We start from the raw sequence: 15238 nt of genomic DNA on the forward strand, positions 1-15238 counted from the left end.
AGACAGTTCGGAGAGGGGAGAGTCGTGGGGTGAGGAGAGGGGCGAAGCGGAGCCCCGGGGCGGGCGCGGGGGCGGCGTGCCCCTACGGGCCCGGGCGCGGGCGGCACGTCATGAGATCCCGAACTCCTTGCTGATGAAGTCGAACATCTCGTCGTCCGTCGCGGACTCCAGCTCGCTGGCGACCTCGGCGTCCTCCTCGCCGTCCTGGCCGGGGGTGCACCGGTCGAGCAGCACCCGGAGGCGTTCGGCGATGGTGGCGAGCTCGGTGTCCGACGGCGTGCTCTCGGCGAGGCCCAGCTCCAGGGTGTCGAGCTGGGTCAGGAGAGCCGCCGGGTCGGCCCCGTCGGTGCGCAGTTCGGCCTTGAGGTAGCCGGCGAGCGCGACGGGGGTGGGGTGGTCGAAGACGAGGGTGGTGGGCAGGGGCAGGCCGGTGGCGGTGCCGAGCGCGTTGCGCAGTTCGACGGCGGTGAGGGAGTCGAAGCCCAGCTCGCGGAAGGCGCGGGCGGGTTCGACCTGCTCGGGGCCGCGGTAGCCGAGGACGGCGGCCGCGTGGGTGCGTACCAGGTCCTCCAGGAACCGGTCGCGCTCCGGCCCGGACAGCGCGGCGAGCTGCCGGGCGAGGTCCGTTCCGGTGCTTTCGGCGCCGTCGCCGCCGGGTCCGGCCGTGCGGTCGCGCAGCGCGCGGGCCTCGGGCAGGTCGGCGAAGAGCGGGTTCGGGGCGATGCCCGGGCCGCCCGCGAGGTACTGGTCCCAGTCGACGTCGGCGATCACCGCGGCGGCTTCGTCGTGGCCGAGGGCCCGGCGCAGCGCGGCGACGGCGAGGCGGGGCTCCATGGGCGGCACGGCGCCGCCCCGCAGCCGTTCGGCGGCCACCGTGTCGGTGGCCATGCCGCCGCCGGCCCAGGCGCCCCAGGCGATGGAGGTCGCCGGGAGGCCGTGCGCCCTGCGGTGCTCGGCGAGGGCGTCGAGGGTCGCGTTGGCCGCGGCGTACCCGCCTTGTCCGGTGCCGCCGGAGAGGGCGGCGAAGGAGGAGAAGAGCACGAACGCCGACAGGTCGAGCCCGGCGGTCAGCTCGTGCAGGTGCAGCGCGGACCGCACCTTCGCCCGGAAGACGGTGGCGAGGCGCTGTGCGTCCATCCCGTCGATGACGCCGTCGTCGAGGACGCCCGCGGTGTGGAACACCGAGGTGAGCGGCGCGTGCGCGGGGATGTCGGCCAGGACGCGGGCGAGGGCGTCCTGGTCGGCGGCGTCGCAGGCGACGACGGTGACCTCGGCGCCCGACTCCTCCAGTTCGGCGCGGAGTTCGGCGGCTCCGGGCGCGTCGGGGCCGCGCCTGCTGGTGAGGACGAGGTGCTGGGCGCCGTGGGCGGCGAGCCAGCGCGCGATGTGGCCGCCGACGGCTCCGGTGCCGCCGGTGACGAGCGCGGTGCCGTGCGGTGTCCACGCGGGCCGCCCGTCGGGGGCGTCCCCGGTCTGCCCGCGCACGAGGCGGCGCGCGAACACGCCGCTGCCGCGCACGGCCAGCTGGTCCTCACCGGCGAAGGTGCCGCCGAGGGCGCCGGCGAGCCCGGCGAGCTCCCGCGCGTCGGCCGCCTCGGGCAGGTCGACGAGGCCGCCCCACAGCTTCGGGTACTCCACGGCCACGACACGCCCGAGGCCCCACAGGGAGGCCTGCGCGTGACCGGTCAGCGGGTCGGTGGCGCTCACGCCGTGCGCGGCCCGGCTGCCGAGCCAGAGCGGCGCGTCCAGGTCGGCGGCGTGCAGGGCCTGCACCAGGGTGAGGGTCGCGGCGAGGCCGCGGCTCACCCCGCCACGTACCGCATGTTCCGACTCGTCGACGGCCAACAGCGAGAGCACACCGGCGAGTCGACCGCCCGCGGCATCCGCTTCCTTGCGCAGCCGCTCGGCGAACTCCGCACGGTCGGCGGCCCCTTCGGTGTCGACGACGACGGTCCGTACGTCGGCTCCGTGCCCGCCGAGCGTGTCCTCGACGGCCGCCGTCCAGGCGGCGTCAGCGCCGAGGTCCGGCACGACGAGCAGCCACACGCCGTCGAGGCGCGGCCCGGAGGCCTGCCCCAGCGGCTGCCACGAGACGCGGTAGCGCCAGGCGTCGAGCGCGGACATCTCGCGCCGCTGCCGCCGCCACGACGAGAGCACCGGAAGCACCTCTCCCAGCGCGGCCACGCCGCTGGTCTCGCCCTCCGCGCCCAGTTCGGCGCTCAGCGACTCCAGGTCCTCCCGCTCCACGGCTTCCCAGAAGCGCGCCTCGACCTCGTCGACGCCGACCCCGGTGCCACGGGCCCCGGTCGTCGGGGCCGCCTCCAGCCAGTAGCGCTCGCGCTGGAAGGCGTACGTGGGCAGCTCGACGCGGCGTCGGGCCTCGGCCCGCGCGTACAGCGGCGTCCAGTCGACGTCGGCGCCGCGTACGTGCAGGTGCGCGAGGGCGGTGAGGAAGGTGTCGGGTTCGGGGCGGTCCTTGCGGAGGGCCGCGACGAGTCCTGCCTGGGCGGCCGGGTCGGTGATCGTGTCGTGCGCCATCGCCGTGAGCACCGAGTCCGGGCCCAGTTCGAGGAGCGTCGAGACACCGGAGCCGGTGAGGGCGGTCAGGCCGTCGTGGAAACGGACGGCCTCGCGGATGTGCCGGACCCAGTACTCGGGGTCCTTGAGCTGGTCGGTTTCCGCCAGTTCACCGGTGACGTTGGAGACGACGGGCAGCTTCAGGTCCTGGTACGCCAGCCCCTGCGCGACCTTGCGGAAGTCGTCAAGGGCCGGGTCCATGAGGGGTGAGTGGAAGGCGTGGGAGACCTTGAGCCAGCGGACCTTGCGGCCCTCACCGCGCAGCTTCTCCTCCAGGCCCTCCAAGGCGGAACGCTCACCGGAGAGCACCACCTGCGACGGACCGTTCACGGCGGCCACGCCCACGCTCTCCGAGAGTCCTTCAAGCAGCGGCAGCACGTCCGCTTCGGCGGCCTGCACCGCGAGCATGGCCCCGCCCTCAGGCAGGGACTGCATCAACCGGCCGCGCGCGGCGACCAGTTGAGCGGCATCCTCCAACGACCAAAGTCCCGCGACGTACGCGGCCGTCAACTCACCGATGGAGTGACCGCCGACGACCTCCGGCCGCACGCCGAAGGACTCCGCCAGCCGGAACAGCGCCACCTCGACGGCGAACAGCGCGGGCTGCGCGTACTCGGTCCGCTCCAACAGCTCGGCGTCCGTGCCGAACATGACGTCCTTGAGCGGGCGTTCCAGCAGCCCGTCCAGGTGGCCACACACCTCGTCCAGCGCATCCGCGAACACCGGGAACGCCTCGTACAGCTCACGCCCCATCCCGACCCGCTGACTGCCCTGACCCGTGAACACAACCCCGAGACGACCCTCGACCACCGCCCCGGCCACAACACCCGGACCACCGGCGGCAATCGCCCCGAGCCCGGCCAGGAACTCCTCGCGCCCCTCACCGAGCACGACGGCCCGGTGCTCGAGCGCGGCCCGACCGGACAGCAGCGACCAGCCCACGCCCACAGACTCAAGGCCCTCGCGCCCGGCGACGTGGTCCCGCAGCCGCTCGGCCTGTGCTCGCAACGCCTCGGCGCTGCGGCCCGACACGACCCACGGCACGACTGTCGTCAGCGGCGCGTCGAGCACCTGCTCGGCCACCTCGACGGACTCCGCCGACGGCGCCTGCTCCACGATCACGTGGGCGTTCGTCCCGCTCACACCGAACGACGACACGCCCGCGCGACGCGGCACGCCACCGTCCCGCTCACTCCACTCACGGGCTTCCGTCAGGAGCTCGACCGACCCGGTCTCCCAGTCGACGTGGGAGCTGCGCTCGTCCACGTGCAGCGTGCGGGGCAGGATGCCTTCGCGCATCGCCATGACCATCTTGATGACTCCGGCGACGCCCGAAGCGGCCTGCGTGTGGCCGATGTTGGACTTGATGGAGCCGAGCCACAGGGGCTGCTCGGCGGGACGGTCCTGGCCGTAGGTGGCGAGGAGCGCCTGGGCCTCGATCGGGTCGCCCAGCGTCGTGCCCGTGCCGTGCGCCTCGACGGCGTCGACCTCACCGGCCGTGAGGCCCGCGTTGGCGAGGGCGGCGCGGATCACGCGCTGCTGGGACGGGCCGTTGGGGGCGGTCAGGCCGTTGGACGCGCCGTCCTGGTTGACGGCCGAGCCCCGCATGACGGCGAGGACGTCGTGGCCGTTGCGGCGCGCGTCGGACAGGCGCTCCAGAAGCAGCAGGCCCACGCCCTCGCCCCAGCCGGTGCCGTCCGCCGCCTCGGCGAACGGCTTGCAGCGGCCGTCGGCGGCGAGGCCCTGCTGCTTGCTGAACTCGTCGAAGGCGGTGGGTGTCGACATGACGGTCACGCCGCCCGCCAGCGCCATGTCGCACTCGCCCTGGCGCAGCGCCTGCGCGGCCAGGTGCAGGGCGACGAGGGAGGACGAGCAGGCGGTGTCGACGGTGACCGCCGGGCCCTCCAGGCCGAACGCGTACGACAGGCGGCCGGAGACGACTGCTCCGGCGTTGCCGGTGAGGAGGTAGCCCTCGACGCCCTCCGGGGGCTCCACGCCGTCGCCGTATCCCTGGTAGCCGGAGCCGATGAAGACGCCGGTCTGGTCGCCCCGCACGGAGGTGGGAGCGATGCCCGCGCGCTCGAACAGCTCCCAGGAGGACTCCAGGAGGAGGCGCTGCTGGGGGTCGATCGACAGGGCCTCGCGCGGGGAGATACCGAAGAACGCGGCGTCGAACTCGGCGGCGTCGTAGAGGAAGCCGCCCTCGGCCTTGTACGCGGCCGCGCCGGAGTTCTCCCAGCCGCGGTCGGCGGGGAAGACGGAGATGGCGTCGGTGCCGTCGGAGACCAGGCGCCACAGGGCGTCCGGGCTGGTGGCGCCGCCGGGGTAGCGGCAGCTCATCGACACGATGACGATCGGGTCGTCGGCGGGCGCGAGGGCGGCCGCCGTGGCCGCCGTGCCGTCCGGCTCGCTGTCGCCGACGACCTCGCGGAGGAGGTGGGCGGCGAGGATGTGGGCGTTGGGGTGGTCGAAGACGAGGGTGGTGGGGAGCTTCAGGCCGGTCGCGGCGGCGAGGCGGTTGCGCACCTCGACGGCCGTGAGCGAGTCGAAGCCCAACTCGCGGAACGCACGCCCCGGTTCGACGGCCTCCGGGCCCGGGTAGCCGAGGACGGCTGCGGCCTGGGCGCGGACCAGGTCGAGGGCCGACCGCTCCTGCTCGGCGGCGGGCAGGGCGGCGAGCCGCTGGGCCCACTCGGAGCCGGTCGCGGGCGTCGGCGCGCCGGGCGCGGTCGGCGTCTCGGGTCCGGTGAGCGCGCGCCGCGCCTCCGGCAGGTCCCCGATGAAGGGGCTCGGGCGCACCGACGTGAAGGCGGGCGCGAACCGCTCCCAGTCCACGTCGGCGACGGCCACGAACGTCTCGTCGTACGCGACGGCCTCGGCGAGCGCCGCGACCGCGCGCTCGGGTGCCATCGCCGTCACGCCGAGTCGGCGCAGGGCTTCTTCGGCGTCCTCGCCGGCCATGCCGCTGCCGCCGCCCCACAGGCCCCACGCCACGGAGGTCGCGGTGAGGCCGCGGGCGCGCCGGGCCTCGGCGAGGGCGTCGAGGTGGGCGTTGGCGGCGGCGTAGGCACCCTGGCTGCCGCTGCCCCACACGCCCGCGTTGGACGAGAACAGCACGAAGGCGTCGAGGGCGCCGGTGTCGAGGAGGGCGTCCAGGTGGGCGGCGCCCGCGACCTTCGCCTCCAGGACGTCGGCGATGTCGGCGGTGGTCGTCTCCGCCAGGGGCTGCTCCTGGCCGACGCCCGCGGCGTGGAACACGGAGCGCAGGGTGCGGCCCTGGGCGGCCAGGTCGTCGAGGAGCCCCGACACGGCGTCCCAGTCGGCGATGTCGCAGGCGGCGACGGTGACTTCGGCGCCCAACTCCTCCAGTTCCGACCGGAGTTCGTCGGCGCCGGGGGCGTCCGGGCCGCGACGGCTGGTGAGCACCAGGTGCTCGACGCCTTCCCGGGCCAGCCAGCGTGCGACGTGCCCGCCGATCGCCCCCGTGCCGCCGGTGACCAGCGCGGTGCCGCGCGGCGACCACTCCGGCTCCGTGTCGGCGCCCGGGGCCGTCTCCAGGGGTGCGTGCGCGAAGCGGCGTACGAAGACGCCCGTGTCGCGCACCGCGAGCTGGTCCTCGTCGCCCGCGCCCGCCACGATCGCGGCGAACCGCGCGGCGGACCGCGTGCCGAACGCCTGCGGCAGGTCGATGAGACCGCCCCAGCGGTCCGGGTGCTCCAGGGCCACGACCCGGCCGAGGCCCCACAGCTGCGCCGCGACCGGGCTCACGTCCCGGTCCCCGCGGCCGGTGGTGACGGCTCCGCTGGTCACCGCCCACATCCGCGCGCCGATCCCGGCGTCGCCGAGGGCCTGCGCGAGGGCGACGGTGCCGGCGAGCCCGACGGACACGGCCTCGCGCCCGTCCTGCGGGGACTCGTCGAACCCGAGCAGCGACACCACACCGGCGAGGTCCACCCCGACGGTGTCCCGCAGCCGCTCGGCCAGCGTCTCGCGCGTCAACTCCGCTGCGGTCGGATCGAGTTCCACGACCTCGGCACCGGCGAGCGCCAGCGCGTCGCGCACACCTGCCGCCCACGGGTGCAGCTCACTGCCCCGCGACTGTACGACGAGCCAGCGTCCGGAGAGCCCGGAGGCCGACAGGGCGCCACTGGCCAGGGGCTTCCAGGTGACGCGGTAGCGCCACCCGTCCAGGGTGGACCGCTCGCGCCGTTGCCGCCGCCACGACGACAGGACGGGCAGGATGGCGCCCAGCTCGGCGGCGTTCTCGTCCGCCATCTCCAGCTCGGCCGCCAGCTCCGCCAGATCCTCGCGCTCCACGGCCTCCCAGAACTTCGCCTCCACGTCGGCCACGGCGGACAGCGGCGTGCCGTCGGGCACCCCGTCGTCCGTCAGCCAGTAGTGCTGCCGCTGGAAGGCGTAGGTCGGCAGGTCGACGACGGTTCCGGCACCCGGGAAGAGCACCTTCCAGTCCAACTCCGCGCCCCGCACGTGCGCTTCGGCGAGCGACGCGGCGAAACGGTCGGCGCCGCCCTCGTCGCGGCGCAGGGAGCCCAGGGCCGCGGCGGTCTCCTCGCGCCCGGCGGCGTCGATGGTGGCCTGGACCGGGACGGTCAGGACCGGGTGAGGGCTCATCTCCAGGAACAGGCCGTGGCCCTCGGCGAGGAGGCCGCGGGTGGCGTGCTCGAACAGGACGGTCTGGCGCAGGTTGCGGTACCAATACCCGGCGTCCATCGGGGTGTTGGCGTCCAGCCACTCCCCCGTCAGCGTCGAGAACAGAGGAACCTCGGCCGCCTGCGGGTCCACCCCGGCCAGGGCCTCGGCTATCTGCACCTCGATCTGCTCCACGTACGAGGAGTGCGAGGCGTAGTCCACCGGGATCGTCCGCGCACGGATGTCCTGCGCGACGCACTGCGCGACCAGGGCCTCCAGCGCCTCCGGCTCACCGGAAACCACCACCTGAGCAGGGCCGTTCACAGCGGCAAGCTCGATCCGGCCATCCCAAGCCGAGATCAGTTCCCGCACTTCCTGCTCCGGCAGCGGTACGGACACCATCCCGCCCTTGCCCGACAGCTCACGAATGGCCAGGCTCCGCAGGGCCACGACGCGAGCCGCGTCCCGCAGCGACAGCGCACCCGCGACACACGCGGCGGCGATCTCACCCTGACTGTGCCCGACGACAGCCGCAGGCCGCACACCCGCCGCCTGCCAGGTAGCCGCCAGCGACACCATCACCGCGAACAACACCGGCTGGACCACGTCCACCCGGTCGAAGTGGTCCCCGCTCAGCTCGTCGAAGAGGTTCCAGTCCACGAACTCCGCGAGCGCGTCACCGCACTCCCGCATCCGCTCCGCGAACACCGGACTGGAGTCCAACAGCTCACGAGCCATCCCGGCCCACTGCGACCCCTGCCCCGGGAACACGAACACGGCACGCTCCGCGCCGCCCTGCGCCCGCCCCGCCACGACATGCGCGGCGGTCGCGTCGCCCTGGGCCAGCTCGGCGAGTCCGGCGATGAGCTCGTCCCGGTCCCGGCCGAGGACGACGCCCCGGTGCTCGAACCGCGACCGGGCGACGGTCAGGGACCAGCCGACGTCGGTCAGGCCGATGCCGTCGTCGGTCGAGCCGATGGTGGCGTCGGCGAGGAGCCGTCCGCGCAGCCGTTCCGCCTGCGCCCGCAGGGCGCCTTCGCTCTTCGCCGACAGGGCCAGCGGGATCAGGCCCGGGACGACCGACGGCGTGCCGGTCGTGACGGGGCCGTCGCCGGGGTCGGCGGGCAGTCGTTCCTCCACCGGTGCCTGCTCCACGATCACGTGCGCGTTGGTGCCGCTCATGCCGAAGGAGGAGACGCCCGCGCGGCGCGGCCGTCCCACCTCCCGCGCGGTCCATTCGCGCGCCTCGGTCAACAGCTCGACGGTCCCCGCGGACCAGTCGACCTCGGTCGTCGGCGCCTCGGCGTGCAGCGTCCTCGGCAGGATGCCGTGCCGCATCGCCATGACCATCTTCATGACGCCCGCGACGCCCGCGGCGGCCTGGGCGTGCCCGATGTTGGACTTGACGGAGCCCAGCCACAGGGGCTCCTGGTCGTCGGGGCGGTCCTTGCCGTACGTCGCGATGAGGGCCTGGGCCTCGATGGGGTCGCCCAGTGAGGTGCCGGTGCCGTGGGCCTCGACGGCGTCGACGTCGGCGCCGGTGAGTCCGGCGCCGGTGAGGGCAGCGCGGATGACGCGCTGCTGGGACGGGCCGTTGGGGGCGGTCAGGCCGTTGCTGGCGCCGTCCTGGTTGATCGCCGAACCGCGGACGACGGCCAGGACCTGGTGGCCGTTGCGGCGGGCGTCGGACAGGCGCTCCAGGACGAGCATGCCGACGCCCTCGCCGACGCCGAAGCCGTCCGCGCCCTCGGCGAAGGGCTTGCAGCGGCCGTCGGCGGCGAGGCCGCGCTGACGGCTGAAGGCGACGAGCGTGTCGGCGTTGGCCATGACGGTGGCGCCGCCCGCGAGGGCGAGGTCGCACTCGCCCTGCCGCAGGGACTGCGCGGCCAGGTGCAGCGCGACGAGGGAGGAGGAGCAGGCCGTGTCGACGGTGACGGCCGGGCCCTCCAGGCCGAAGGAGTACGAGATGCGGCCGGAGATGACGCTGGTGGAGTTGCCGGTCATCAGGTGGCCTTCGAGGCCGTCGGGAATGACGCGCACGCTCTCGCCGTACCCCTGCGAGGAGGCACCGACGAAGACGCCGCCCGCGCTGCCGCGCAGCGTGGCCGGGTCGATCCCGGCGCGCTCGAACGCCTCCCAGGACGTCTCCAGGAGGAGCCGCTGCTGCGGGTCCATGGCCAGGGCCTCGCGCGGCGAGATGCCGAAGAACACGGCGTCGAACTCGCCGGCGTCGTGCAGGAAGCCGCCGCCGCGCGAGTACGTGGTGCCCTGGCGGTCGGGGTCGGGGTCGTAGAGGGACGCGGTGTCCCAGCCGCGGCCCTCGGGCAGCCCGGAGGTGGCGTCGGCGCCCTCGCCGACGAGCCGCCACAGGTCCTCGGGGCTGGCGACGCCGCCGGGGAAGCGGCAGCTCATCGCGACGATGGCGATGGGCTCGTCGGTGACCGCCGCGACCTCCGCGGCCGAGGCCGCCGGGGCGTCCGTGTCGGCGCCCGTCAGTTCGGACTTGAGATGACGGGCCAGGGCGAGGGGGCTCGCGTAGTCGAAGACGAGGGTGGCGGGCAGGCGCAGGCCGGTCGCCTCGTTGAGGCGGTTGCGCAGTTCGACGGCGGTCAGGGAGTCGAAGCCCAGGTCGCGGAAGGCCCGCTCGGTGTCGACCTGGTCGCCGGAGGCGTAGCCGAGGACGGCTGCGGCCTGGCCGCGCACGTGGTCGAGGAGCGCCCGCTCCCGCTCGCCGTCGGGCAGCCCGCGCAGACGTCGTACGAGCGCGGGGGCGTCGCCGCCGGACGTGTCCTGGCCCGCGGCGGCGCGCCGGGCGGTGCCCTGCACGAGGCCGCTGAGCAGCGGCGGCAGGTTCCGGCCGTGCGCGGTGCGCAGGGCCGCGGTGTCGAGGTGCACGGGGACGAGGGCGGCGGCGCCCAGGCCGAGTGCGGTGTCGAGCAGGCCGAGGCCCTGTTCGGTGCTGAGCGGTGCGACGCCGGAGCGGGTCATCCGGTCGAGGTCGTCGGCGGTGATCTGCCCGGCCATGCCGCCGCGTTCGGCCCACAGGCCCCAGGCGAGGGAGGTGGCGGGCACGCCCTGGCCGCGCAGGTGGCGCGCGTAGGCGTCGAGGAAGGTGTTGCCCGCCGCGTAGTTGCCCTGTCCGGCGCCGCCGAGTACGCCCGCGACGGAGGAGAACAGGACGAGCGCGGCGAGGTCGGCGTCCCGGGTGAGGGCGCGCAGGTTGAGGGCCGCGTCGACCTTGGGTCGCAGGACGCGGTCCAGTTGGCCGGCGGTGAGCGAGGAGGTGATGCCGTCGTCGAAGACGCCCGCGGTGTGCACGACCGCGGTGAGGGGGCGCTCGGCGGGGACCCGGGCCAGGGCGTCGGTGAGGGCGTCCCGGTCGGCGGCGTCGCAGGCGACGACATCGATGGTGGCGCCGGACTCCTCGATGTCCGCGGCGAGTTCGGCCGCGCCCGGCGCGTCGGGGCCGCGGCGGCCGAGGAACAGCAGGTGCCGGATGCCGTGCGCGGCGACGAGGTGCCGGGCGACGAGTCCGCCGAGGCCGCCGGGGGCGCCGGTTACCAGAGCGGTGCCGTCCGGGTTCAGGACAGATACTGTCCGGGTCACCGGGCCCGTCGCATCGGACGTTCGCTCGGCGAGGTCACGGGTGAGGCGGGGGACGAGTACGGCTCCGGCGCGGATCACGCACTCGGGCTCGCCCTGCGCGTACGCGGCGGGCAGCGCGCGCAGCGACTCGGGGGTGCCGTCCACGTCGGCGAGCACGAACCGGCCCGGCTCCTCGGACTGCGCCGAACGCAGCAGGCCGAGGACGGCGGAGTGCGCGACGCCGGGCAGCGGCTCGTCGTCGGTGACGGCGGCGGCGCCGCGCGTCAGGACGACGAGGCGCGCGTCGGCGAAGGCGTCGCCGTCGGCCGCGGTCAGCCACTCCTGGACGAGGGCGAGGGCGTCGCGGGCGGCGGCGTGCACGGATGCGGCGTCGGGGTCGGCGTCGGCCGGGGTGCCGAAGACGGCTGCGGCCGTGGCGCCGACGGTGGTGGTGTCTGCGGCGGCCGCTGTGGCTCCGGCCGCGACGACGACGCCGGGCACGGGCGCGGTGCCCGCGGCGACCGCCGCGGTGAGGTCGGCGAGTGCCGGGTACGCGGTGACGTCGACGCCGTCCGCGCCCAGGAGGCGGGCCACCTCGGCGGCGTCGGTGCCGTCCGCGCCGAGCACGGCCCAGGGGGCGGCCGTGGCGGCTTCCGCGCGGGCCGGGTCGACGGCGGCCGGCCGCACCCAGTCGACGCGGTACAGGTGGGCCGCCCGGGTCCGGCGGGCGGCGAGGCCCTGCCGGACGTCGACGGCCCGGGACACCAGCGCGCCGACGCGTGCGACCGGGGCGCCGGAGTCGTCGGCGAGCAGCACGGAGACGGTGTCGCCGCCGCTGCCCGAGCGGGAGAGGCGTACGCGCAGGGACTTCGCCCCGTCGGCGTACAGCGCCACGTCGCTCCACGAGAACGGCAGCCGGGGCGCGCCGCCCTCGTCCGCGTCGGCGGGGTCCTGCGCGAGATGTGCCGCCTGGAGCGCGGCGTCGAGAAGCACGGGGTGCAGGCCGAACCGTCCGGCCTCGTCACGCCGTTCGTCGGGGACGCTCACCTCGGCGAACACCTCGTCGCCGCGCCGCCAGACTCCACGCAGCCCCTGGAACGCCGGGCCGTAGTGGACGTCCGCCGCGGCGAACTCCTCGTACAGGCCGTCGATCGCGACCGCGTCGGCGCCGTGCGGCGGCCACTGCGCGAGGTCGAACCCGGCGGCCTCGGTGGCCGCGCCGCCGACGGCGAGGACGCCGGTGGCGTGCCGGGTCCACGGCTCCGGTTCCACGCCGTCCGTGTCCGCGCCGGTCTCCGGCCGGGAGTGGAAGCTGAGCGACCGCCGCCCGGAGGCGTCGGCGTCTCCCACGGTCAGCTGCAGTTGTACGCCGCCCGTCTCCGGGACGACCAGCGGCGACTCCATGGTCAGCTCTTCGACCAGGTCGCAGCCCACCTGGTCGCCCGCGCGCGTCGCCAGCTCCACGAACGCCGTCGCGGGCAGCAGCACGACACCCGCCACGGCGTGATCGGCCAGCCACGGGTGCGTGCGCAGCGAGAGCCGCCCCGTGAGCAGATGCCCGCCCCCGCCCGCCAGCGGCACCGCGGCCCCCAGCAACGGGTGCCGCGTGTCACCGAGCCCCGCAGCGGTGACATCGCCCGCCGTGAGGTCCGCGTGCAGCCAGTAGTGCTGGTGCTGGAAGGGGTACGTGGGGAGGTCGACGGGGGTGCGGGTGCCGGGGAAGAGGGCGTTCCAGTCCAGCTCCGCGCCGTGGGCGTGGGCCTCGGCGAGGGAGGCGGCCAGGCGGTCGGCGCCGCCTTCGTCACGGCGGAGGGAGCCGAGGGTGGCCGCGGGGCTTTCGGTGGCGTCGATGGTGGCCTGCACCGGGACGGTCAGGACGGGGTGGGGGCTCACCTCCAGGAACAGGCTGTGGCCGTCGGCGAGGAGGCCTCGGGTGGCGTGCTCGAAGAGGACCGTCTGGCGCAGGTTGCGGTACCAATACCCGGCATCCATCGGGGAGTTGGCGTCCAGCCACTCCCCCGTCAGCGTCGAGAACAGAGGAACCTCAGCCGCCTGGGGAGACACGTCCGCCAGGGCCTCGGCTATCTGCACCTCGATCTGCTCCACGTACGAGGAATGCGAGGCGTAGTCCACCGGGATCGTCCGCGCACGGATGTCCTGCGCGACGCACTGCGCGACCAGCTCTTCCAGCGCCTCCGGCTCACCAGAGACGACCACCTGGGCCGGGCCGTTGACGGCAGCCAGCTCGATCCGACCGTCCCACGCGGAAATCAGCTCACGCACCTCCGCCTCGGGCAACGGCACGGACACCATCCCGCCCTTGCCCGACAGCTCACGAATGGCCAGGCTCCGCAGCGCCACCACACGGGCGGCATCCCGCAACGACAGCGCACCCGCCACGCAAGCAGCCGCGATCTCGCCCTGACTGTGCCCGACCACGGCCGCAGGCTTCACACCCGCCGCCTGCCAGGTCTCCGCCAGCGACACCATCACCGCGAACAACACCGGCTGGACCACATCCACCCGGTCGAAGTTGTCCCCACTCAACTCATCGAGCAGATCCCACCCGACGAACTCCGAAAGAGCCTCACCGCACTCCCGCATCCGCTCCGCGAACACCGGACTGGAGTCCAACAGCTCACGAGCCATCCCGGCCCACTGCGACCCCTGCCCCGGGAACACGAACACCGGACGCACCTTGCCCTTGGCGCCCAACGCCCGGCCGGTGACCACCCGCGCGGCCGTCGCGTCGCCCTGAGCCAGCGCCTCAAGCCCGGCAAGGACCTCGTCCCGATCGCCGCCGAGGACGACGCCCCGGTGCTCGAACCGGGACCGCGCGACCGCCAACGACCAGGCCACATCGCCCGGTTCAAGGCCTTCGGACGCGAGCAGAAGGTCCCGCACCTGCCCGGCCTGCGCCCGCAGCGCCTCCGGCGACTTCGCCGACAGTGCCACCGGGACGACACCCGACACCACGGGGGAGGCGGAAGGCGTGGCAGCCTCCCCGGCCTCGCCGGACTCCACCTCGTCACCCGGCGCCTGCTCCACGATGACGTGCGCGTTCGTACCGCTCATGCCGAAGGAGGAGACGCCCGCGCGCCGGGGCAGCCCGGGCTCCCGCTCGGGCCACGCGCGGGACTCGGTGAGGAGTTCGACCGTGCCCGCCGACCAGTCGACCTCGGAGGTCGGGGCGTCCACGTGCAGGGTCTTGGGCAGGACGCCCGCGCGCAGCGCCATGACCATCTTGATGACGCCGGCGACACCGGCGGCGGCCTGGGTGTGGCCGATGTTCGACTTCAACGAGCCGAGCCACAGGGGCTGTTCCTCGGAGTGCTCCTTGCCGTACGTGGCGAGGAGCGCCTGGGCCTCGATGGGGTCGCCGAGGGTGGTGCCCGTGCCGTGCGCCTCCACGGCGTCGACGTCGGCCGCCGCGAGCCCCGCGTTGGCGAGGGCGGCGCGGATGACGCGACGCTGGGAGGGGCCGTTCGGAGCGGTCAGGCCGTTGCTCGCGCCGTCCTGGTTGACGGCGGAACCGCGGACGACGGCGAGGACCTTGTGGCCGTTGCGGCGGGCGTCGGACAGGCGCTCGACGAGGAGCATGCCCACGCCCTCGCCCCAGCCCGTGCCGTCGGCCGCGTCGGCGAACGCCTTGCAGCGGCCGTCGGCGGCGAGGCCGCGCTGACGGCTGAACTCCACGAAGGTCTCGGGCGACGACATGACGGTCACGCCGCCCGCGAGGGCCATGGTGCACTCGCCCTGACGGATCGCCTGCGCGGCCAGGTGCAGCGCGACCAGGGACGACGAGCAGGCCGTGTCCACGGTGACCGCCGGGCCCTGGAGGCCGAGGACGTAGGAGAGGCGGCCGGACATGACGCTGGTGGTGTTGCCGGTGAGGAGGTGGCCCTCGACGCCTTCGGGGGCGTTGCGGACGCCCTCGCCGTAGCCCTGGTAGCCGGAGCCGACGAACACGCCCGCGCGGGTGCCGCGCAGGGTCGCCGGGTCGATGCCCGCGCGCTCGAAGGCCTCCCAGGCGGTCTCCAGGAGGAGCCGCTGCTGGGGGTCCATGGCGAGCGCCTCGCGGGGCGAGATGCCGAAGAAGGCCGGGTCGAAGGCGCCCGCGTCGTGCAGGAAGCCGCCGTGCCGGGCGTAGAAGGTGCCCTGCTTGTCGGGGTCGGGGTCGTAGAGGGACTCGACGTCCCAACCGCGTCCTTCGGGGAGTTCGCCGATGGCGTCGGCGCCGTCGGCGACGAGCCGCCACAGGTCCTCGGGACCGCGCACACCGCCGGGGAAGCGGCAGCTCATGCCGACGATCGCGATCGGCTCCCTGGCGGCCGCCGCGAGCTGCTGGTTCTGCCGTCGCAGCCGCTCGGTCTCCTTCAGAGACGCGCGCAGCGCTTCAACGACCGTGTCCGAAGGCCTCGTCATG

At 74.8% G+C, this 15238-nt stretch carries 1 protein-coding gene; it reads right to left on the reverse strand.

Translation table 11 applies throughout. From position 1 onward, the window contains the following. Positions 1–108: 108 nt before the first annotated feature. Complete coding sequence (locus AB6L24_RS04970; RefSeq protein WP_405652501.1) at positions 109–15237, reverse strand: type I polyketide synthase; 15129 nt, start codon at positions 15235–15237, stop codon at positions 109–111. Position 15238 lies beyond the last annotated feature (1 nt).

Origin of the sequence: Streptomyces sp. RK9, from assembly GCF_045070545.1 — a bacterium.
GTDB classification, from domain to species: Bacteria; Actinomycetota; Actinomycetes; order Streptomycetales; family Streptomycetaceae; genus Streptomyces; species Streptomyces alboflavus.